General features: G+C 60.8%; 13 protein-coding genes and 3 pseudogenes. 13 read left to right on the top strand and 3 right to left on the bottom strand.

Translation table 11 applies throughout. The features are described 5' to 3' along the window. Positions 1-40 precede the first annotated feature (40 nt). The gene (locus tag RCH22_RS01890) at positions 41-2,395 is read right to left on the bottom strand and encodes a hypothetical protein (RefSeq protein WP_327012617.1); all 2,355 of its coding nucleotides are present in this window, start codon (positions 2,393-2,395) and stop codon (positions 41-43) included. Positions 2,396-2,891: 496 nt separating this feature from the next. Between RCH22_RS01890 and RCH22_RS21095 the strand changes: the two are divergent. The 3 genes and pseudogenes from RCH22_RS21095 to RCH22_RS01880 form a co-directional block, all read left to right on the top strand. Beyond that, positions 2,892-3,203: pseudogene (locus RCH22_RS21095) on the top strand (sigma factor); the annotation flags it as partial. 219 nt (positions 3,204-3,422) lie between these two features. Next, a complete protein-coding gene (locus tag RCH22_RS01885) occupies positions 3,423-3,656 on the top strand; it encodes a hypothetical protein (protein WP_327012616.1) in 234 nt (77 codons plus the stop codon). Between the two features lie 1,397 nt (positions 3,657-5,053). Continuing rightward, positions 5,054-5,755, top strand: coding sequence for an IS4 family transposase (locus RCH22_RS01880; RefSeq protein ID WP_323508348.1), 702 nt, complete (start codon positions 5,054-5,056; stop codon positions 5,753-5,755). 222 nt (positions 5,756-5,977) lie between these two features. On the opposite strand, the pseudogene RCH22_RS01875 reads toward RCH22_RS01880, so the two are convergent. Continuing rightward, positions 5,978-6,184: pseudogene (locus RCH22_RS01875) on the bottom strand (LLM class flavin-dependent oxidoreductase); the annotation flags it as partial. Between the two features lie 233 nt (positions 6,185-6,417). On the opposite strand from RCH22_RS01875, the gene RCH22_RS01870 reads away from it, so the two are divergent. The 10 genes and pseudogenes from RCH22_RS01870 (at position 6,418) to RCH22_RS01825 (ending at position 17,349) form a co-directional block, all read left to right on the top strand. After that, complete coding sequence (locus RCH22_RS01870; RefSeq protein WP_323508349.1) at positions 6,418-7,884, top strand: GH1 family beta-glucosidase; 1,467 nt, start codon at positions 6,418-6,420, stop codon at positions 7,882-7,884. Between the two features lie 30 nt (positions 7,885-7,914). Then, a complete protein-coding gene (locus RCH22_RS01865; RefSeq protein ID WP_322188700.1) occupies positions 7,915-9,180 on the top strand; it encodes an extracellular solute-binding protein in 1,266 nt (421 codons plus the stop codon). A gap of 71 nt (positions 9,181-9,251) precedes the next feature. Next, positions 9,252-10,130 (top strand): sugar ABC transporter permease, encoded by an 879-nt coding sequence (locus RCH22_RS01860; RefSeq protein WP_322188702.1) that lies wholly within the window; start codon positions 9,252-9,254, stop codon positions 10,128-10,130. Positions 10,131-10,143: 13 nt separating this feature from the next. Further along, entirely contained in the window at positions 10,144-11,034 is an 891-nt protein-coding gene (locus RCH22_RS01855) for a carbohydrate ABC transporter permease (RefSeq protein ID WP_322188704.1), read from the top strand. Positions 11,035-11,040: 6 nt separating this feature from the next. Further along, positions 11,041-12,480, top strand: a complete 1,440-nt coding sequence (locus tag RCH22_RS01850) for a cellulase family glycosylhydrolase (protein ID WP_323508350.1) — start codon at positions 11,041-11,043, stop codon at positions 12,478-12,480. A gap of 83 nt (positions 12,481-12,563) precedes the next feature. Next, the gene (locus RCH22_RS01845) at positions 12,564-13,787 is read left to right on the top strand and encodes an ROK family protein (protein ID WP_323508351.1); all 1,224 of its coding nucleotides are present in this window, start codon (positions 12,564-12,566) and stop codon (positions 13,785-13,787) included. Positions 13,788-14,048: 261 nt separating this feature from the next. Next, positions 14,049-15,500: pseudogene (locus RCH22_RS01840) on the top strand (IS1182 family transposase). A gap of 583 nt (positions 15,501-16,083) precedes the next feature. After that, positions 16,084-16,578, top strand: coding sequence for a hypothetical protein (locus RCH22_RS01835; RefSeq protein ID WP_323508352.1), 495 nt, complete (start codon positions 16,084-16,086; stop codon positions 16,576-16,578). 21 nt (positions 16,579-16,599) lie between these two features. Next, a complete protein-coding gene (locus tag RCH22_RS01830; RefSeq protein WP_323508354.1) occupies positions 16,600-17,136 on the top strand; it encodes a hypothetical protein in 537 nt (178 codons plus the stop codon). 75 nt (positions 17,137-17,211) lie between these two features. After that, complete coding sequence (locus RCH22_RS01825; protein WP_327012615.1) at positions 17,212-17,349, top strand: hypothetical protein; 138 nt, start codon at positions 17,212-17,214, stop codon at positions 17,347-17,349. A gap of 133 nt (positions 17,350-17,482) precedes the next feature. On the opposite strand, the gene RCH22_RS01820 is transcribed toward RCH22_RS01825, so the two are convergent. Further along, the gene (locus tag RCH22_RS01820) at positions 17,483-21,433 is read right to left on the bottom strand and encodes an ATP-binding protein (protein WP_327012614.1); all 3,951 of its coding nucleotides are present in this window, start codon (positions 21,431-21,433) and stop codon (positions 17,483-17,485) included. Positions 21,434-21,531 lie beyond the last annotated feature (98 nt).

The raw sequence follows: 21,531 nt of genomic DNA, 5'->3' as shown, positions 1-21,531 counted from the left end.
GGTCCGGTGTTCGCGGCGAGCCACTCGGCGATCGTCACCGCTACTCCCCCGTTCTGGCGCCGGTGGTGGAGAACAGGGTCCACGCGACGGCGATGCATTTCACGCCGAGGCCGTTGATCCTCACGAGCTTGTGTTTGTGGCCTGCATCGGTGATCGCAATGGGAGCGAAAGCCTGGAACAGTGCCGCTTCAGTGATGGAGCGGTACTTCGGATCCATGCGGAGGATGGCCGCGGCATCCCGGGGCTGGAAGGCGAGGAAGTCCACGTTTCCGCCGCGTCCGGAACGTCGGACGCCCAGCATCTTCTTGTGGTCCTCCAACGTCACGGCGACGAAACCGAGGTCCTCCAGCGACTGCGGGCCACCAGCGTCCTGAACATACGTCTGACCGCCAGCCACCGAAGCTCGGAGAGCGTCGAGCAGTGGTTCCCAGGCGGGCGCTTCATTGGACTGAAGGTTGTTCGTCCCGTGGAAAAGGGCAGTTGCTCGAACCGCCGCGTGAATGTCCCGGAAGAGGTCTTCACGCTCAGCATCCGTGATCGCCTCAATCTCCAGGAGATACTCGAGCCAGATCAGGTTTCCGCACTCGACGAGCGCTGCGACCTCATGGACGCGGCGCGACACCGGAATGTTCGAGAGGAATCCGACCGCCTTTGCGTGCTTCTCTTCCCACGTCTTGCGCCACGCGTCCATGCCGATCTTCGCGATCTGCAGGGCGACCCAGCGGATGAAGAAGGAGAACGCGAGCGCGGGCAGCCCGTTGTTTGCGAGAGCCTCGAACTCCTTACTGTTGCCGCTGGCGAAGATGTTCACGCCGCGGTCCATGATGATCGGGTACAGCCGTTCGCGGGATGAGTCGAGTTCCTCCGCGTCGGGGATCTGTTCGCCGACCAGGAGGATGGCCGGGGAGCTGAGATCAGGAACGCCTTGTTCCCATTCGCCGGTGCGTGAGTTCTTCGCGGAGACCGTGTGGCGGGCGTGGCCGCCGGCGTAGCCACAACGGATGAGGCGCTCCAGGGCTTTCTCCTGGTCTTCGTTGCCGTTGCGGCTGGTGCGCTTTCGACTGTCGTCCACCGCGAGGAAGAGACCGTCCAGGCCGCTGCCGAGGCGTCCGATGTTGGGGACGCTGCCATCGACTGTGGCCATGGAACGCCCGGCGGGAGCAAAGGCACTGGAGAGGTGCGCTGTGAACCCGCTCATCACGGTGCTCTTGCCGCACCCCTTCGGGCCTGCCATGAAGGCGACGGCGCCCACGCCCATGCCTGCTGCGCACCAGATCGCCGGGCCCCACATGCCGGCCCAGAAGTTCGGGTTCGTGAGTTCACGGCTCATCGCCAGAGTGTTCAGAGAAGCAGTGCGCTCGTTGTCCGTCACCGCGCTCAAGTCGAGAAGCCCGATATCGTTGTACGCATCCGAGAGTTGAGAGTGCGCGCGAGCCGTGAGGCCGTTCGCCGTCATGAAACCCGTCGGTGAGAGGAATCCCCACTGCCCGTCGATCTGCTTCCAGCCCGTCCTCTTGAACACAGGGCTCTCAACGACCTCGTCGGCATGGTGGGCACGGATCGCGGCATCGATAGCCTTTCCGACCCACACGTCCGTTGCAACCACAATTGACGTGCCCTGGGGAACCCGGTTGAGGTACCGGCGCGGATACTGGAGGTCTTCGTCGCGAACGCCGGGGACCTTGTACGGGCTGATCCCGTTGCTCGTCATGACCGAGATTTCCAGGTCGTGGGTGAACTCGGCGGAGAGGCCCTGAGGGTCACGGAGGTCATCCACCACCTTGTGTGTGGTGAGGCGGCGCACAGCCGCCTCCATGATCACCTGCATGGTGAGATCCGCGCCCGTGAAGGTAATCCCAGCTTCAAAGTCGGTGACCGGGGCAATGCTTGAGCGGACGGGCGCAGCAACGGGTTCGGCCTTCGGCGCTCGCCCCAGAGTCGGGGCCGCCCGCGCGATGAGTGCGGCCAGATACTTGCCCCGGCTCTCGGCCGTCTGAGACCGCAGTGACAGTTCGACGCTGAAGGCTCCGAGCTTGAGGAAGTTCACCGACGCGGCACCCAGGCACGTCAGGTGTGCCGCCAGATTCTCGGCTTCGTCGTACAGCGAGCGCTTCTTCTCGATGTGTCCAAGAGCCAGCGTCACGTTCGTAGTGCCCTCTGCGCTGATGAGCCGGTTGAGACCAGGGTCAGGAACGCCCGTTTCCTTCGATACCCACCCGGTGGTCGACTGCAGGCCAGCCACGATGACGCCGGGGGCCGCGGCGGCGATCACCGCCTCCCAGTCCTCGTCCGTTGCCGTGATCAGGACATGCTTGACCTGCCCGAGAAGTCTCTCGTGCTCGGGGGTGATGCGGATGGTCGGGGTAGTTGCCGACTCTGCACTGGTGTTATCCATGTTTCCCTCCAGGGATTTATTGGGCCTCAACGAGTGGAGGCCTGTACATGGACTGCGCGAGGGCAGGCCCAAGATTCTTGTGCCGAGAGGAGCGGATCTGAAATTAGGGCCAAATTCGAAATAAAAATGAAGTAGTGGCAGCGCCAGAAGACGGCCGAACTTCGGCGTTTTTACGCTGTTCTTCTCTCTTTCTTTCTCTCTCTACAGAGAGCTATTTCACTGTTTCGCTAATTCACAAAGGAAGGGGTGCCACCGCCATCGACACAGACAGTCACTCAAAATCGGTGTCTGTCCGGAAAGACAACCCCCACCCGAACCCGTTGGAAGAGGCGCAATAGTGAAATAGACCCTCGGTCCCAGGGATTCATTGGGCTTGGGGAGTATGGCCAGGTGAAATAAGCCTGAAGTAGGCGTTCTAAGCCGGGATCTTGGGTCCCCGAACGCGCAGTCCAAGTAGAGATCCCCACTCGCAGGGACCGTTGCACGGAGGACTGCAATGCTCAAATCAACCAGGCACGAAGACCGAACGAGGGCCGCCATGCCCCCCGGAGTCCAACTCGACCGCGCCGTTCACGCCCACCTAATTGCCCAGATCGGGGCCGGCCATTCGACTGAGGCCACGGACGCCGACCGCATCAACTCGCTCAGTGCCCGCAATAGCCTCATCACCGCATACCTCGCTTGGATCACGCGCCAGGCGACCCGCACATCCCCCACCGCTCAGGCCTCAGAGGATCGTGCAGCAGAGGCCACCCTCCGTTGCCTCGAAGCCTTGGACCGATTCGAACCCTCACGGGGAGTTCCGCTCTACAAATACCTTCAGCATTCCCGTTCGACCCAGGGAGAGGCAGTGGCCCGAGCAGGAATGCCCGGAGATCTGGCCAATCGAAATGAACGGCGCGCACTCATCCGCCGCGGCCTCTCAATCCCGCGGCCGTCATCCTTGGACCGGCCGATCGGCGGCGGGGTCGAATCACTGATGCTGTCAGACGTTGTGCCGGACGGTCGAGCAGGGCCAGAGGAGCTGATGGAGGAAGCAGATATGAAGGAGCAGATCTACGCCGCACTTGATCTCCTCAGCAAGGAGCACCGAGCCCTCCTGGTCGATGCCTTTGGGCTGGACGGACGCCAACCCGTCCTCCTTAGCGGACTTGCACGCGAACGCGGCATCACGCCAGGCAGCGCCTCGCGTCGCCTGGCACGGGCCAGCGCGACTCTTGCAGCCGCCGCCCCACACCTGAAATTCCTCCTCGAGAACTAGGGCCAGCCGGCGCCCATCGATCCTTCACCCAAGGTGCTCACTGACCCTGGATCGGCCACGCTCCCCGATCCGCGTCGCCTCACCCGGAATTCAGTTCCCTCAGCAAGCCGATCCCGGCGCTGGCAGCCCCGTCCCCTGTCCGCCAAGGCAGCGGATCCCGATCTCATCCGACTGCACCGAGCCCCGTGTTCTCGGGCAGTGGCAGCCGGAACGTGATCGTCACTCCCCCTCCGGCAACTGCGCACGAATACGTCGTGCATCACGGCGGCGCCCAGAGATTGGATGCAAGCAATGTGCAGTCGTCGCCCCGGACGAGCTCGTCTACCGCGTCAACTGGACGCCCACTCTTGCGATCCATTAAGCGAATTGCGTGAGAGGAGTCGTCCGGATCAGGACGCCGTTGGATCAGCGGTCCAGGCAAGCTGTCCTGCTGGTTGCCTTCGAGCGAGGCTCCGAGAGCGGGATGCCGCGGCGCGTCCGTGATGGCCGCAGGGACTGTTTTCGGAGCACGAACGCCGACGGCCGCCCGAGGAAAAACCCTTTCTCTTCCCTCCGATCAGTTGCCTCGGATTCCACCTCCGCATGCCGATAACTCGATGCGCCAAGCAAAAACTCCGCACTGGTCTGACACGGATCTTTCTAATGCCGTCGACGCTTGTGACTATAGGGGAAAGAAATACAGGTAGTGCCAGCCTCACGGTCCTGGGCGATACTCAACGGTCCGGGCGCCCGAACCAAGATAGCCAAATCCAGACGAGAATCATCGGCTAATTCTTGCCCGCCGTGCAATATTTGAAGATGCCCGCGCATCTATAGAGGAGCGCACGGTTTTGCCGTAGTCCACATCTGGACGCGACCCGGCACGAGTCTCTGGAGGGACAAACACAGTGTACGAACAGCTCGTCCGATCCGCCCGACCACAGGTCGGCACCGTCGGCAAAATCAATGCATATATCAACTCAATCGACTCTCGGAGCGCCGCCCGGCTTCGCGCTTGCATGGCTGATCCACGCATCTCGGCAGTTGCCATTCGCGACGCTTTGCGGGAGAACAGTTTCGAGGCCGGGCTGACCACGATTCGATCGCATCGAAGAGACGCTGCGTTTGCTGGGAGAGCGACGTGAATGCGCGGATGTGTCGACAACGCGCCGTCCACGTCAAGAATTCTGACCTTCGATGACGCGCAATCTCGCCCCAGTACCGCCAAGAGTTTCGCACTCGGCGACGCACCCGGCGCCACCGGCAGTTGACGTCTGTCGCTGCAAGACAAGGCCGCGCATGCGCCACTAAACCCAGACCAGCCGACAGCGCAACGAACTCCTCGCGCCGTCGGTTAAAGGCCGGCAGTTCACAACCCTCCCTCTGTTGCTGCCAGCCCGGAACGGCCGGCTGCTCGAGTGCCAATCGGGAAGCCGGCCGTTTTCTCTTTGCAAATCAGGGCCTGCACTAAGGCTTCGGAGCGGCCGCAGCGATCAACATTGAAACCACGAACACCGTCCTCCCTTGTGGTTGGCGGCGGCCCATTCGCCATCCTGGCCGACCGCGGCTTCTACGGCTTCCGGCTATGGGAACAGGCAGCAGCGACGGGCGCTGACCTGCCCTGGCGGGTCAAAACGAATCTCCGCCCGAGGCACCTGGAGACCCTCGCTGACGGCTCGTGGCTGGCGACCATCATCCCGACCTCCGGTCCGGGGCGGCAGTCGACAGCACCGTTGACCGTGCGGGTCGTGGACTACACGATCGACGACGGCCGCGACAATCCCGATGGCTACCGGTTACTGAGCACGATCCTTGATCTGGGTGAGGCCTCTGCGGAAGAGCTCGCGACCGTGTACTCAAAAAGGTGGGAGATCGAGTCCGTGTTCGACGAGTTGAAAACTCATCAGCGTAGCCCGCGCATGGTGATGCGGTCCAAGTCCCCGGACCTGGTCAAGCAGGAAATCTGGGGCCACCTCTGCTGTCACTACGCGATCCGCACCCTGATGATCCAGGCCGCACAGCACGCCAACCGCGACCCTGACCGGGTCTCCTTCATCGCCGACCGCCGCATCGCCCGCCGCTCCATGGCCCAGGGCGATTTTTCCCCCTCCGCGACCTGACCACACCACAGCGGTCTGGCGCCACGCCATCCTCGCCCTCATCCGACGGCTGAACCCCGCACGGCGACGCCGATCAAACCCACGCGTCATCAAACGCAAGGTCTCGAAATGGCCCGCCAAACGCCTCCACCACGCGCACTGGCCACAACCCTGCCATGAACCAGAAATCACAATTCAAACTTTTAACTGAACGGCATTGAGGCTAAACCCGGGGCGCAACATACCGGCAAGGCGGCGGAGCATGGTCGTGGGCGACGAAGCCACGAACGGCGGGTTGTGGTGCTTTCCCGTGGCGAAGACGTCGAGGCCACATCTGTCCGCATGCTGGGCGATGGTGGGGATGTCACGGGTGCGCTCAGGGTCGCTGGGCGTGCGGCCGCTGGTCGGGCCTGTCGTGACGTCCCTGACGGCGAAAATACCGAATTGTATGAGTGACCCCTCCATGGTATATGCGTGTGCATGCACCTCCTGAAGCCCAACATGGGTGTTCGCCGACCGGGCCTGAAAGTAAGAGCAGCCATCTCGCCGTGCTCGCACTCGGTCCCTGGAGCGGGACGACCGTGGGTGGAGCTCATCACCCCCGGGCGGAACATTCAAATCCACGTTGTAAATAGATTAGCCATGGCTTATATTAAGTAATGGAATAAACCTAAGGAGTCATCATGAGTTCAACGACGAACACTCACATCCGTGTAATGCCCGCTCTGCCCACGGAACCGTCACTCAGACCGCGCCCGGGGCCGGGGCCGCTCGATGATGAAATGATCCATTTAGACCGATTCCCGGCCGATTTCGCGTGGGGACTCGCTACGGCGGCTTACCAGATCGAAGGGGCCGCGAACGAAGGTGGGCGAGGACCGAGCATTTGGGACACGTTTTCACACACCACAGGCAACACGAAAAACGACGACACTGGGGATGTTGCTTGCGACCACTATCACCGGTGGCCCGCGGATCTCGATCTACTCAATCAACTTGGCGTGTCCAACTATCGCCTCTCCGTGTCCTGGTCTCGCCTCCAGCCAGGCGGTAGCGGCGACCTAAACCCGGAAGGCGTTGCCTTCTACCGGACATTGCTGGGGGGACTGCGGGAGCGTGAAATTGAGCCCTACGTCACGCTGTATCACTGGGACTTGCCACAGGAGCTGGAGGACTTGGGCGGCTGGGGTGAGCGAGAGACGGCTTTCCGCTTCGCCGACTTTGCTGCTCGAACCGTGTCGGCCCTAGGCGACTCGGCGTCGAAGTGGATTACTTTGAATGAACCGTGGTGCTCCGCGTTTCTCGGGTATGGTTCCGGGGCGCACGCGCCCGGTCGACGAGACATGAACGTTGCAGTTCGTGCAGCCCATCACCTCAACCTCGCACATGGGCTCGCTACAGCGGCCATACGGGCCATCGACCCCACAGCCCACATCGGCGTCACGAATATCGTCACGGATATCGTCGCCGCGTCCTCCCTAGCCGGGGACCAGGCAGCCGCCGCGCGGTTAGACGCTGTTAGCAATCTCGTCTTCCTTGAGCCGATATTCCACGGCAAATACTCCGCGAACGTTCATGCCGCCCTCGACCAATACGGTCTCCGCGATGCCATCGAACCAGAGGACCTGGCCATCATTCATGCCCCGCTGGACTTCGCCGGGATTAATCACTACCAGCGCGTGATCGCCCACGATGACCCGTCGGCTCCCTTTTCCGTGAGGGAAGTGGCGGCACAACCGGCGACGACGTCATTCGGCTGGTCGGTCATCCCCGAATCAATGACGGCTGTGCTCTTACGAGTTGCCCGCGAGTTCACTTCCCTGCCCCTGTATGTCACCGAAAGCGGCGCCAGCTACCACGACTACGTCGATCCGAACGGGGACGTCATCGACACCGATCGAGTTGCCTACCTCCGCGGCTACATAGACGCGGCCGGCCAAGCGATCGCCGCAGGCGTCAACCTCAAGGGCTACTTCGTGTGGTCGTTCCTGGACAACTTCGAGTGGGGCGAGGGCTACAGCAAACGCTTCGGACTGGTCTACGTCGACTACCGAACCCAAGCGAGGATCCCCAAACTCAGCGCTCGATGGTACACCGCTCTGATCGCTGCCCACCGGGCACTCGGCGCCCGAAATTCTATTTCTGCCTAACATCACAACCCCATCGAAAGGAACACCTCAATGTCGAGATCCCGCACCAAATGGATCCTTCCCCTCGCCGCCGGCGTCGCTGCCAGCGTCCTTGCCCTCTCTGCCTGCTCCAGCGGCGCGTCCGGCAGCGCCTCCGGTGTTCCCTCCGACAAACCTCTCACCGTCTGGGTGATGGGAGACAGCTCGAAGAAGTTCGAAACCCTCGTCGAACCGTTCACCAAGAGCACGGGAATCAAGGTCGACGCTGTCGCCATCCCCTGGGACAGCATCGATCAGAAGCTCACCACCGCCGTCGCCTCAGGTAACGGCCCGGACGTCGTGCAGATCGGCGTGTCAAAGATCCGTTCCTTCGCCGACACCGGCGGGTTGCTCACCCTGGACCAGGCAACGATTGCCAACTATCCGAACCTCGCAGCCGACAAGTTCGTGGCCGGCGCATCCGGAGAGGCCACCGCTGTCGCTGGCAAAGTTGTCAGCATCCCGTGGGTCAGTGACACCAGAGTGCTGTTCTACCGCTCCGACATTCTCTCAGCCAGCGGCATCTCAAAGCCGCCTACCACGTGGGACGAACTCCGGGGCGACGCTAAGACTCTCACCGCCCGCGGCGCCGGCAATTACGGCTACTACATTCCGCAGTGGGATAGCGCTTTGCCGGTGGAAATGACGTGGGACCAGGGCGGTGACGTGGTGGATAAGACGGGCAACATCGATTTCAACACGCCCGCGTTCCACAAGGCCGTCGACGTTTACGCAGGCCTGTATGCGGACGGCAGCGTACCCACCAACAGTGACTTCGACCAGGTGCAGGGATTCACGTCCGGCGCCACGCCGATGGTCGTCAGCGGTCCCTACCTCGCCTCTGCGATCACCGCCGCAGCCCCCGAGCTGGCCGGCAAATGGTCGGCGGTTCCGCTGCCATCGGCGAAAGCAGGTACGTCGCTGCTCGCCGGGTCCAACCTCGGCGTCTTCGCCAAGACCGCGAACAAGGACGGCGCCCTGCAACTGCTGAACTACCTCTCCGACACCGCGACGCAGGTCTCCTGGTACAAGGCAGACGGCGACCTTCCCACGGTCAAGACCGCTTTGACTGATGACTCACTGGTGTCAGACCCGTTGTTCAACGTCTACGCCAAGCAGTTGGCCGACTCCAAGCTGCTGCCGCTGGTGTCGAACTGGGACGGCGTCACCGGGAAGGCTCTGCTCGATAGCCTGAACTCCATCGTTCTCAACCACGCCGATCGGGACAGCACATTGAACACGCTCTACGCGTCCACCGCGGGCCAGTCGGTCAAGTAACCCACCATCGGGTCTTGGGGCGGAGCCTGCTTGCGCTCCGCCCCAAGGCCCCACAAGGATCGGGACAAACCATGAAGATTCGCGCTACGCCCTACGTTCTCATCGCCCCTGCGACACTCCTCCTGCTTGCTTTCGGCGTGCTGCCCATCCTGATTGCGGGCTTCGTCAGTTTCACTGACATGAACCTCGCCGGGTTGGGTGATTGGTCGGTGATCAAGTTCATCGGCCTCAACAACTACACTCAACTTTTCGCCGACCCGGCCTTCTGGCAGTCACTCGGGAATACTGCCTTCTTCGCCCTGATCGGCGTGCCGTCTGTCATTATCTCCTCGCTGATCGTCGCCCTGCTGCTCAACCGCAGCAACAGCCGCTTCTACCGCGCGCTGCGCTCCTTATACTTCCTACCCGCCATCACCGCAATCGTCGCCATCGCATTGGTTTGGGGGTACCTCTACAACACCCAGTTCGGCCTATTCAACTACCTGCTGTCCCTCGTGGGGGTACCGCCGGTGCAGTGGCTCAGCGATCCGCTTCTGGCGAAGTTCTCCGTCGCGTTCGTTGCCATCTGGCGGGGGACCGGTTTGAACATCATCATCTTCCTAGCTGCCCTCCAGGGCGTGCCTCGCGAATATTTGGAAGCGGCGTCGTTAGACGGTGCCTCGGAAATCCGCAAGACCGTCTCGATTGTCATCCCGTTGCTGCGGTTCGCGATCTTCTTCGTCATGATCACAACGGTCATCGCGTGGCTCCAATTCTTCGACGAACCATTCGTGTTGACCAAGGGCGGCCCGATCGGCGCCACCACTTCCATATCCCTGTTCCTTTTCCAGAAAGGATTCAGCGGAAGCCAATTCGGCTATGCGAGCGCAGGCTCCGTAATCCTGTTTCTGATCATCGCAGTGATCACCCTCGCCCAACTGCGTGCAAGGAAAACCGATGTCGAATACTAAGCTCCAACCCCCCATGACCAAAGCAACATCGCCCGTCCAGCATGAGCAGGCGGCGTGCAACCCGCGACCGGCCAAGCGCAAGTCGCGCAGTCACGCCAATCGGCTGACCATCATCGTCGGCATCGTGCTGGGGCTTGGTGCGCTGGCCACCGCGTTCCCATTCATCTGGATGTTGACCTCGTCACTGAAACCCCGCAGCGAAAGCGTGGCGTACCCGCCAAGGATCCTGCCGCAGAAACCCACCTTCGAGTTCTTCGTCCAACTCTTCCAGGACCTCGACTTCGGCCGGTACCTGCTCAATACCATCGGGCTTGTCCTGATCAGCATGATCGGGCTCCTGCTCATGGCCATGGCCGGTTACGGCTTCGCGAAATTTACATTCCGCGGGCGCGACGCGCTCTTCTTCCTTGTCCTAGTGACCATGATGATCCCAGTTCAGGTGACGATGATTCCCACGTACCTCATCTTGAACGGTATGAAACTCACCAACACCATCGTCGGGATTGCCCTCCCCACCCTGGTTAGTGGATTCAGTGTCTTCCTCTTCCGGCAGTTCATGACGACCATTCCCTCGGAAATGATGGAAGCGGCACGCATTGACGGAGCCGGAGAGTTCAGGGTCTTCCTACAAATCGTGCTACCACTGTCGAAACCGATCTTGGCGGTCCAAGTCATTCTGACGTTCATCGCCAGCTGGAACAGCTTCCTCTGGCCCTTGATCATCGCCAACGACGAACACCTTTACACCCTCTCCGTTGGTATCGCGCTTCTGAATCAGCAGATCGCGACGAATCCCTCCCTGCAAATGGCAGCCGCGACGCTGATGGTGGTCCCGATCCTCATCATCTTCGTAGTCTTCCAACGCTACGTCGTTCAAGGATTCTCCCTTTCCGGACTGAAATAGGACAACATGACAAACCCCACCCGCTTCAACGGATACGTTCACGCTCACAAGGCGGAGTTGGTCGACGGCACCGGTGCCCCGCTCCTGCTTCACGGTATCGGCCTTGGAAACTGGCTGCTCGCCGAAGGCTACATGTGGAAGTTCGGCGATGAGATGAGCTCACCGCGGCAGATCGAGGCACGTATTACCGACCTCCTCGGCGCGGAACGGGCACTCGAGTTCTGGGCCCGCTACCGCGACGCGTTCATCACCGAAGCGGACATCCAACGCATCGCCGAACTCGGCTTTGACCATGTCCGGCTGCCGATCAACTCGCGCGGCCTCATGGACGACAGCGGCAACTGGATCGAAACCGGATTCATTCTCATCGACCGGGCAATCCAGTGGTGCGAGCGGCACAACCTGTGGATTTTGCTCGATCTGCACGGAGCACCGGGCGGACAAACTGGAACGAATATCGACGATTCCCCTAACCTGAAGCCCGAACTGTTCATGGATGACCGCTATCGCAGGCAAACAGTGAAATTATGGCGAAAACTCGCCCGCCGATACCGCGACCGGACGAGTGTCCTCGGCTACGACCTGCTTAATGAACCCCTGCCGAACGAATGGCAACACATTTACGCTGACGAGCTCGTCGATTTCTACCGGGAGCTCACAGCTGCGATCCGTGAGATCGACCCTTATCACCTCATCGTCTACGAGGGCTCGCACTGGGCAACAAATTGGTCCATATTTACGGAGGTCATCGACCCGAACTCTGCCCTTCAATTCCATCGTTATTGGTGCCCGCCCGAACGGTCCAGCATTGCCGAATATTTGGAAGCCCGTGACCGGCTCGGGTTGCCGATCTACATGGGCGAGGGAGGCGAGAACACCCCGGAATGGATCTATTCGGCGACCCGCCTGTATGAGCAGCACAATATCGGCTGGAACTTCTGGCCATGGAAGAAACTCGACACCGACACGTCCCCGATATCAGTGAGCCCACCCGCCGACTGGGATTTGATCGCGGACCCGGAGGTAACTCTCGACCCCGAAGCTGCCCAGCACGTTCTCAATGAGCTGCTACACCGCATTGCTCTCCTCAACTGCTCCGTTCGCCCCGACGTTGTGAACGCGTTATTTGGCCGTCAACCACTTCGTATTCCAGCCTGGGGATATATTGAGGCCGATGCGGCAGCACCCACCCGGTTTTCACCGACAGCTGAGATCGATGGTCTGTGGCACCACACCGCCGGCGAACCATACAAGGATGCGGAAGTGCCACACATTGAGCTTCGCCCGGGGGCAGTCATGAGGTTCCCATTGGAAGCGCCACCCTCGACGTGGACGATCAACGCCGACGACCCATCCTCATTCGCCGTGACCTGGGAACAGGACCACCTGGCCGTGCGTGTGAACACACCTGCCCGGCTTATCAGCCTCGACCTCGAAGCCGAGTAGGTGCAGAGGTGAACACCGCAACGGGCTTCGCGAGGCGAGCCGAAGACCCAGACCAGCTCCATCATTGGTATCGTCGGACCACCATGAGCGTCGACCCAAACACCCGCCGACCTGCCCGCTCCTCGGCGGGTGCATCAACAGTGACGTCGCTCCGGCAGCGCAACAAGGGAGCCGTACTCAAGCAGATCATCCTCGCTGGCGAAACCACTCGAGCGGCACTAGCCAGCGACTGCGGCCTCTCGATGGCATCCGCAACCAACATGGTCACTGAACTGACCGGAGAGGGACTCGTCGAGGAAACCGGGTTGGTGTCCTCCCACGGCGGGCGGCCGATCTCCCTCTTGGCCCCTCGCGCGGACAGTGCCTACACGCTCGGCGTCGACGTCGGCGAACGTGGAGTCGCCGTCGAACTCTTTGACTTCCGGATGAACCGCGTCGACCGTGAATTCAGCGGCGGAGCAGAGCCCGAAACCGCCGCCAGCATCGTCGATGACCTGAATCAGGCCGTATTCGCCCTCCATCTCCGAAATCCCCACCGATGGGACCGCCTGCTCGGGATCGGACTCGGACTGCCCGGCCTGGTAGAGACCGAAGCAGACGGCGTTCAAGTGCTCTACGCCCAAAGCCTCGGCTGGCCTGCAATACCCATTTCGGAGCTCATCCGCGGTGACCTCCCAGTGTTCGCCGACAACGGCGCCAAAGCACAAACCAAAGCAGAACTCTGGTTCGGCGCGGCCCGCGGCGTCAATCACGCCTTAGTTGCTCTCCTCGGTCGCGGTGTCGGACTGGGAATCATCACCGACGGGGCACTAACCCATGGGGCAGCAGGAAGCGCAGGCGAGTGGGGGCACACCAAGGTACAAGTCAACGGCCGACTGTGCCGTTGCGGCAGCAGGGGATGCGTGGAAGCGTACCTTGGCGCAGACGCAATCCTTGCCGAATGGGAAGCCGCCGGAGGCCAGTTCGAAGGCACCGGCTGGCGTGCTCTAGGCGACCTTCTTGACACTGCAGAAAAAGGGGATAAAGCAGCCGGCGTGATCGTCACGAGCATCGTCGACACCCTTGGCGCAGCCCTCGGGAGCATGGTCAACCTGACCAACCCGGAACGCGTGGTTGTCGGAGGTTGGGTCGGGAACCGACTAATGGAAAGCCTGCGGCCACGAATCGAGGAGTCGATCCGAACAAGCGCCCTGGCACGTCCCGGGAGCCAGTTCACACTTCACACCTCCAGCTTCGGCGGAGACACGGTGGCGCTCGGGTCGGCGTTGATGCCAATCGAAGCTCTCATCCAGTCCCCCAACGGATAGTCGCGACCCATCAGGCAGTCAGCGACAGACCTCCGCACCACAGCGTGACACGAACCCGCACGAACGAATGTCCCCGGATGTATCGGGCGAACACTTGGTGTCTTCTCGATCGTTCGTCTAGCTAACTCTAGGAGCGTGGGTCAGTAGTACCTAAATTTAAAACGCCGGTCGAGTTCCCGAGCCAAGTGCATTGGTTTGGGAAAATTGACCATGAGCGATTCGGATGGGCTGTTCCCGGCGACGGAACTTGAGCACGTTGAGCTGGTTGTGGATGACGGTGTTGAGGCTGGCGCGGGTGTGAACAAACGTTTTCGGGCGTTTGAGCCGGCGGCGGTGATGTTGGTGCCGCCATCGTTGGATGAGTGATTGCCGCAGCATCACCTCTCTCGTTTCATCGCGGACATCGTCGAAACCCAGCTGGACTTGAAGAAGTTCTACGCGTCTTATGCGAAGTCGAAGGGTCAGCCGCCGTATGACCCGCGCCTGATAGTCCGGGTCCTGCTGTATGGGTATTGCGTTGGTGTGCGCTCGTCGCGGGAGTTGGAACGGGTGTGCGTGGATGTGGTCGCGTTTCGCTGGTTGGCCGCGCAGCAAGCACCGGATTTTCGCTCCATTGCCCGGTTCCGCAAACGCCACCTGTCGAGTTTGGGGAATGTGTTCCTGCAGGCGTTGGAATTGTGTCGTGCGGCGGGGATGGTGTCGCTGGGGCAGGTCGCGTTGGACGGCACGAAGGTTCGCGCCAATGCGTCCAGGCGGAAGGCGATGAGTTACGCCCGCCTGACGGAGAAGCAGAAAGTCCTCGCCGACGAGGTCTCCGCCCTGCTGGCTGACGCGGACGCCATCGATGACGCCGAGGATGCCCGGTTCGGGAAAGACAAACGCGGCGACGAACTCCCGCCGGAGCTCGCGCGGCGGGAGTCGCGTCTGGTGAAACTGGCTGAGGCGCGCGCCGCGTTAGAGGCTGACGCGGCCGCCCGGGCGCGGAAAGAGGCCGAGAAGAAAGCCCGGGACAAGGGCGAGGATGACGACGCCGTGGCGCAGAAGGGTGAGGCCGCGGCGAAGAACGCGGTCGTTTCCCCGAAGGCTCAACGCAATTTCACCGACCCGGACGCCCGGATCATGAAGACCGCCGACGGGTCCTTCCACTACGCCTATAACGCGCAGGCCATCGTTGACGCGGACCATCAAGTGATCGTCGCGACGATGCTGACGAATATCGGCGTGGATGTTGAACAGGTCGTGCCGATGGTCGAGAAACTGCACACCACGACCGGGGTCCTGCCCCAGCAGATCCTAGCCGATGCCGGGTATTGTTCAGCAGCGAACCTGGACTACGCCAAGACCATTGAGACGGCCGGGGACAGCAGGACGGAGTTTTTCATCGCGACAGGCCGGGTCAAGCACGGCGAGCGTGTTCCCGAGGTTCCCCGGGGCCGAATCCCCGCCAATGCAACACTCCGGGAACGCATGGCGCGGAAACTGAAAACGAAGAAGGGGCGCGCCGTTTACGCCAGGCGCAAAGCGATCGTGGAGCCCGTGTTCGGTCAGATCCACACCCGGCAGGGCAAGTTCGTCCTGCTCCGCGGGTTGGAGCAAGCAGCCCACGAATGGGACCTGATCGCCGCCTGCCACAACCTGATGAAGCTCCACACCATGCAAACCACAGCCCTCCAGGCCGCGCAAAGCGCCCTGACAGCCCGCCCGGCAACCTAAACACCAGGGCGGGACCGCCCAGACGGGCGACAGCGCCCCGGCCTGCGCCGTCAACGGGACACTGGCCCTTTTTTCGCTCGGCACAAGAACAAATGCAGAGCCAAAGTCATTGATCATCTCGCCAGCAACGCACAACCGACCCCGACCGTCCTGACCGGAATTTCTCGCCGTCAAGACTGAATAGGCGTTACAGACTCACGCTCCTAGAGGCCACCCAAGCGGAGATCGAAGCGAGATACCGTCAGTCGGGCGCCACGGACGACTGATCGGCCGGTGGCTCAAGAGCGCTGCTGCGTTGCTGGGACTCCACGGAGACGAGCAATGAGCTCCACCGAGCGGACACGTCGGCGGATTCTTCGGGCGTCGCTGTAGCGGTTTGGGTCGTCATCGAATCCGTGCGCCCGGTAGGCCCAGCCCGGGCTGACCTTGCAAATCAGGCAGTTGCCGAAGGCTGGGTAAGTGTCCGCACCGACCAGAAGGTATCGGCACCGCGGGCAGTACTCGGGGCGCAGCTCTCGTTTTCTCATACCCGCTCCATGCGCGGGCCTGTCCGGCGAGCGACGCACCCGCGCATGAACCCGGTATGCCACAGCATCTGCGCGACCAGGACCTAAGTCTCAGCCTCGATCTGTTGGCCTGTGAGGAGCCCATGCCGGCGAAGTACCAGTGGATGAACTCTGGTGGCGGGTGGTCGCCTATGGGGTCATGGATACTTCTCGAAAAATTGGTGTCGATGGTGGGTACCGGAGTCGACTGGAATTTCCTGATCGTAGAGCGGATCAGCGAACCGGGTCATCCCTACCCCAGTTGGTTCGCTCAGTGCCTTGGTTCGAGCCGGGCACTAACCGTGGAGCTCGGCTGGCACCCTGCAGAGGGAATTGAGAACCTCTGGCGGATTGGGGTGGCTGGCGGGGCGTCCAGGCCGCTCTTCAATATCCACTCCGACCCTGATCTATTTCTAATGGTGCAGCCAGGCCAGGCGCTGTCACCGCTCAGCATTCCGCTGACAGTGATGATCGACTGGCTGTCCGACGGCGAGCTTGCGCCCGGATTCGTGCGGGAGCGTCTGCGGTACTAGGACACCGCGCATGCACTATCCATGAGCGAAAAGATACGTGGATCCTTCTGGGCGTGCGGCGAGATAACTGGCGGCGAGCTTCGTCTGAGCGTAAGCACCGGCGGTCTGCTCGCTTCGTTCATCGAAGGCTACGGGGAGCTCGGGCGCGCAGAAACGATCGTCGAGGGCGGTTCCTGGGCTGACCTCCTACGGCAGAACCGCTACGCCTACGCGTGCGACGTCGCCACCGAGTATCAGGCTCGTGCGCTGGCAGAAGGATCGGCCGCCGGCACCTGGTCGCAGTGGGCCGAGGAGGATTCTGCATTGCAAAGGCTCACCGAGCCGCGGTGCGTGGTGCCGTCCTCGGAGCCTTGGACAGGAGGACGAATGCGGCTGGTCGTCGTTCATCCGGTGATCAAGGCTTTGGACTGGGAGCCGCCGCGGCCGAGCCGATCGCTAATAGTCATCGACCCGCGTACAGAGATCGATCTGCTGTTGAGTCTCAGACGTCTGGGAGCGCTCACCTCCACCGGATCGCTTACAGCACGCTCGCGCGTAGCTCATCCATACGGCATGTGATCCGGCACGCGTTTCTGCCAGATCTTAACCGCGCATGTACAGCGCATGGAATCACCCCGCACCACCTCAGCCCACATGCCCACCACCCTCTCCACCTGGGCTCTGCGCCAGCTCGCCGTGGCACCGCCTCTCTCGGAGGGCCAGCGCTCACTGCTTAGCGCAGCATTCAAGAGCGCGCCGACCATCATCTCCGCAGAACGCGAAGCTGCCTAGCCTTCTCTATCCAACGCCCCTGGCCATTGGCCAGTGTCGACGCTCGTTGAAAAGTCGGCCGTTGGCGCTTTTCTGGCCCTGTTTTCAGTTGGCGTTAACACCACTGCCCTCGACTTGATCGATCGATCTCGGGCTACATCGCGCGCTCGAATAGGGGAGTCCAACGGGTGCCGGAGACGTTTCCGACCTGCCAAAAGATTGGCGCAACATTGTTCGGGCAATTGAATTCGAACAACGTCAGTAGCGCTCGCCCGCCGAAGCCAAGAGGATTGCGCGGCATCAGGGCGCGCCCGATGGACGCTGTCATCTCCTCAGCGTCTTCACGCTCCTTGGCGGTGTCAAAGACTCCAGAATCAGGATTGAACGGTCGGAACCGATCTCCCAAATACGTTCCCCCCACAGTTTCGATAGCAATCGATGTGTCCGCTGTCGGCAAGTCCGCTTTGTCTGCGACGACACTCGCGCCCACGACGATGTGGACCTTCTCGATCCACTCCTCACCCATGCCCGTAATGAATTCCACGAGCAAGTTGAGTTCTCGAGCCAGATGTGTACCTGTGCCGCAATAGTCGTCGAGCAGAAATAGCACGATTTCGGTATTGATATTCTTAATCCGATCGCCAAGATCCGGGATTCTCAGGATGTTTGCTTTTTTGATCTTCAAAGTCTTGGCCAGGAGAGAGAGCGTTCCTTGCGTGCTGTCTCCCGCGACACCATGGTTTATGAGGAAAGCATTGCGAAGGTTCTGGTTATTGGCTTCTCTCACGATCACTCGAGCTGCTGCGAGTTGTCCGACAGCGGTCGCCAGCCGCGGTAGTTCGACAGCTTGTAGGCGTGTGGATGTGAAGAAGCCATCCATGATCATGCGGCGCAGCATCTTGTACGCCAGATACTGTCTATCGTTACCACCGAACTGCTCCAGCCAAGCTTTGATTCTGATCTCGGTGACTTGCTCACCCCGGTATCTGAGTTGACGAGCGAGCTCAACAAGGTCTGAGTCTGTGATCATGCGCACCGTTGCGGTCGCGTGCTTCGAAGTCGAATAGACGCCATCGAGGACGCGCCCGCCTGCGCCCAACAGCCACACACCGACTAACGGAATGCTGATCAGTAGCCGATCACCCGAAGGGCCTGAACGGACGACTTCACCTGATCGCAGAGTTGCGATGGTTTGGTTCAACTCATCAACAGTCGCGGTCTGGATCCAACCTTGAGCCAAATGAATCACCTCGTCCAGCGCAGCCGGCGTCAGTGCGTCACCCCCACAACGAGCTATTGAGCGCAGCACGGCGCTCGCGACGATGGCCGATCGAGCAGTGTGGTCGAGACCGTTCGAGCTGTCCGCCCAAAGGTGTACAAAATGCGAATCTGGAGCGTCTCGGGCGACCGAATTAGCGGCTTCATCTACGTCGCTTGCTGTCACAACAGACCGCGAGCACTCGCGCATAGTCTGCCAAAGTCGTTGGGCGACGAGCGTCTCGTAGTACGGGTTACCTGAACAGATTGAATGGACTCTGTCGATTGCATCTGGAACCCATTCCAGCCGACCGCTGGTGGGGGATTGAAGCAGTTCAGCTGTGGACGAACGAGAAGAGAAGTTAGTGACCGATACGGGCACTACCTGATTGAGCTTGTGTGCTTGCGCCTGAATGATCGACGGCAAAATCTCGCTACCGACAACGATCAAGTTGAGCCATTCTTCATCCACGAGCGATCGCAGGAACAGGAACAGCGAGTCAGCTTGCGGTCCCTTGACGAGATGGGCGGGCAATTCGTCGAAATCATCAATGGCAATGATTACTCGAGCGTCTTCCGGGAGAGCGCGTGAGGTACCTCTAAGCCACCGGTTAGCCGCCCGCGCGAAGTTACCAGATTCGTCAACCCTTACCTCGCTGACACTGTCCATGGCCTCTCCGTAGGTATCGCGCGCGGCATCAAGGATCTCGTCGAGCAAGGCGTAGACGAGGTCCCCAGCCGTCTGATCCTGACCAAGAGCGCGTCCTAGCGGTAGGACGCTTCCAGCCCACCCTCTCTTCTCCCGAGCGGACCGCAGCAACACACGCGTGAGGGATGTCTTCCCAACGCGTTTGTGCCCCGTTATATAGGCCGAAGCCCGTCCTGCAATCAGCGCGTCCAGCGAGGCCAAGTCAGCCGCGCGCCCCACCAAGCGCTCCGGTTCAGAAATTGTTCCGAGGCTGAAGGGATTGACATCATTTGCCGCCCACGCCACCGGCATTTGGTCTTCGGCGGAGAGTTGCTGGACGGCATCGAATTGTTGGAGAAGAGCGTCAGTCCAGTGGAGTTCGCACGACAAAGCAACGGCCTTCTGAGAACTGCCCGTTGCTGTGACGGTCACGCTGAGTTCCCCCTCAGAGCCTGGGCCAAGCGAATCTAGGCGTGATGTGGTGTCTATGCCCAGTTCATGCTCAATGACGCGGAGAGAAATGCCTTCGGCAGTTGCATTGCCTGAGTTAGTAAGGACGAAGCGAATCTGATACGTCGAGCCATTAGCGGCACTGAACGGAAGCTTCGACGAGGAAAGCTGTACCTTGACGTCGGGCCTGCTCATGTCGCCCAGGCGTTCGATAGCTCGGCGTACTTCGGCGATGGAAACTTGTAAGAGGGGCGACACGAAGTCTTGCAATATGCCGCTGCCTGAGACGGCGATTGTGGTCTTGAACCCAATGAAAGCATCCTCGAGATCTCGAAGATCTCGATGGTTAGTTCCATCTATGCCGATCAGACGTTCCATGTCTTGACTGAGCTCGAGGGCGTCCGAAAATAGGACTCCCTCAGCTTCGTCCAACAGGTCTACGAAGTGGTGCGAAGCGTCACGCAGGACGCGAGCGGGATTTGAGCCATCTCGTGCGCCCAAGTACAACTTCTGGGTAGATTGCCGGTATCGAGAGACAAGGACGGCTGCCGCTGAGGCAGTGCTCCTCGAGTCGGCCGAAGTCAAACGAAATGACTCGGCCCAGGCCTCCCTTACATCAGCCTTCACTTTGTTCGAATACAGTGCCAACGCGGTTTCGTGACCCAGCTCTGAGACGAGCCGCATCGTATATGCGCTCCATGCTCGGATACTTGCTAGGTCGCTGCCGACGAAGTCTCCGATCGCGTTTTCCACAAAGCAGTCAATCAACTCAGCGTCATCCGGCAGACACTTCTTCACAAAACCGCAGGCCGAAGTCCAAGACCGACGCACATCGGTTACATCGCCTCTGTCGATAGCCGCTAGTTCCGTGACAAGTCGAATCCAATTCCACGTCCTCAGGGCGTCAGCGCTGCTTGTTGGCCCCCAATCAGTTCCAAGCTTTGCGAGTGTGTCTTCGAGGGCTGCACGAGCAATGGCGTACTCACCCTCGCGGAACGCCGACCACGCGCGGCTCACTGACGTAGCCTCGTAGCGACCTTCGGGCTCCGGATGCCAATTGGCAGTGGCGGTCACCAAGGGATCTGGCGAACTCGGAAACGATATTGATAACCACGTCGGGAGGGGATGGGGCTTGATCGTAGTCTCTGAGACCACCGTTGATACGGGAACAGGCAGAGGCGAACTGGCTTGGCGGCCCAAACGGCGTCGATCGCCGAGTTCTCGGCTGAACTGGTCAACGATGGTGTCGAAGTCCGCCTTGGCGACACCAAGGGTGGAATTCCACTCGGTGTCCGTGATATTCGGCCCGGTCAGCCTATGTCGTATCGCAGATACCTCGCGACGCTGCGCGGTACTTGCAGACGCAAGTGCCTCGAACACTTCATCTGCAGCGATAGCAAGAACTAATCGTTGCCCCGCCGATAGGCCCGGTTCGCTGACACTAGTCTTTAGATGAGCCCCAAAGCGGAATAAGAACCGGTTGAACAGTTCTCTCGATCGCGCCGACACTGCGTCTTCCAATGCAACACGAGCTAGAAGAAGCCCTAAGCCGGATTTTTCACTGCGGCCAGCCCCAGCCACTGCCTCGGCTAATTCTTGTGAAGTCGAATTGGCATGCGCGCGCGCAAGCACGGTCAGGCTTCCGCCGATCGCACGACCTCGTCCGCGGAGGAGCGTCCGCGCTGAATCCCCTAAATCATCGAAGAGCATATGCTCACCATACGGTGCCCATTGTCGGTCTCTGTTCCTCACCAGCACTGGCGCCTCTGAACTTAACGTATGGAGTGGTTTAGCACTCCGATCGGCTG

Origin of the sequence: Cryobacterium sp. GrIS_2_6, assembly GCF_035984545.1 — a bacterium.
Lineage (GTDB): Bacteria > Actinomycetota > Actinomycetes > Actinomycetales > Microbacteriaceae > Cryobacterium.
The sequence above is the reverse complement of the archived record's forward strand: the minus strand, read 5'-3'. Positions and strand labels throughout refer to the sequence as shown.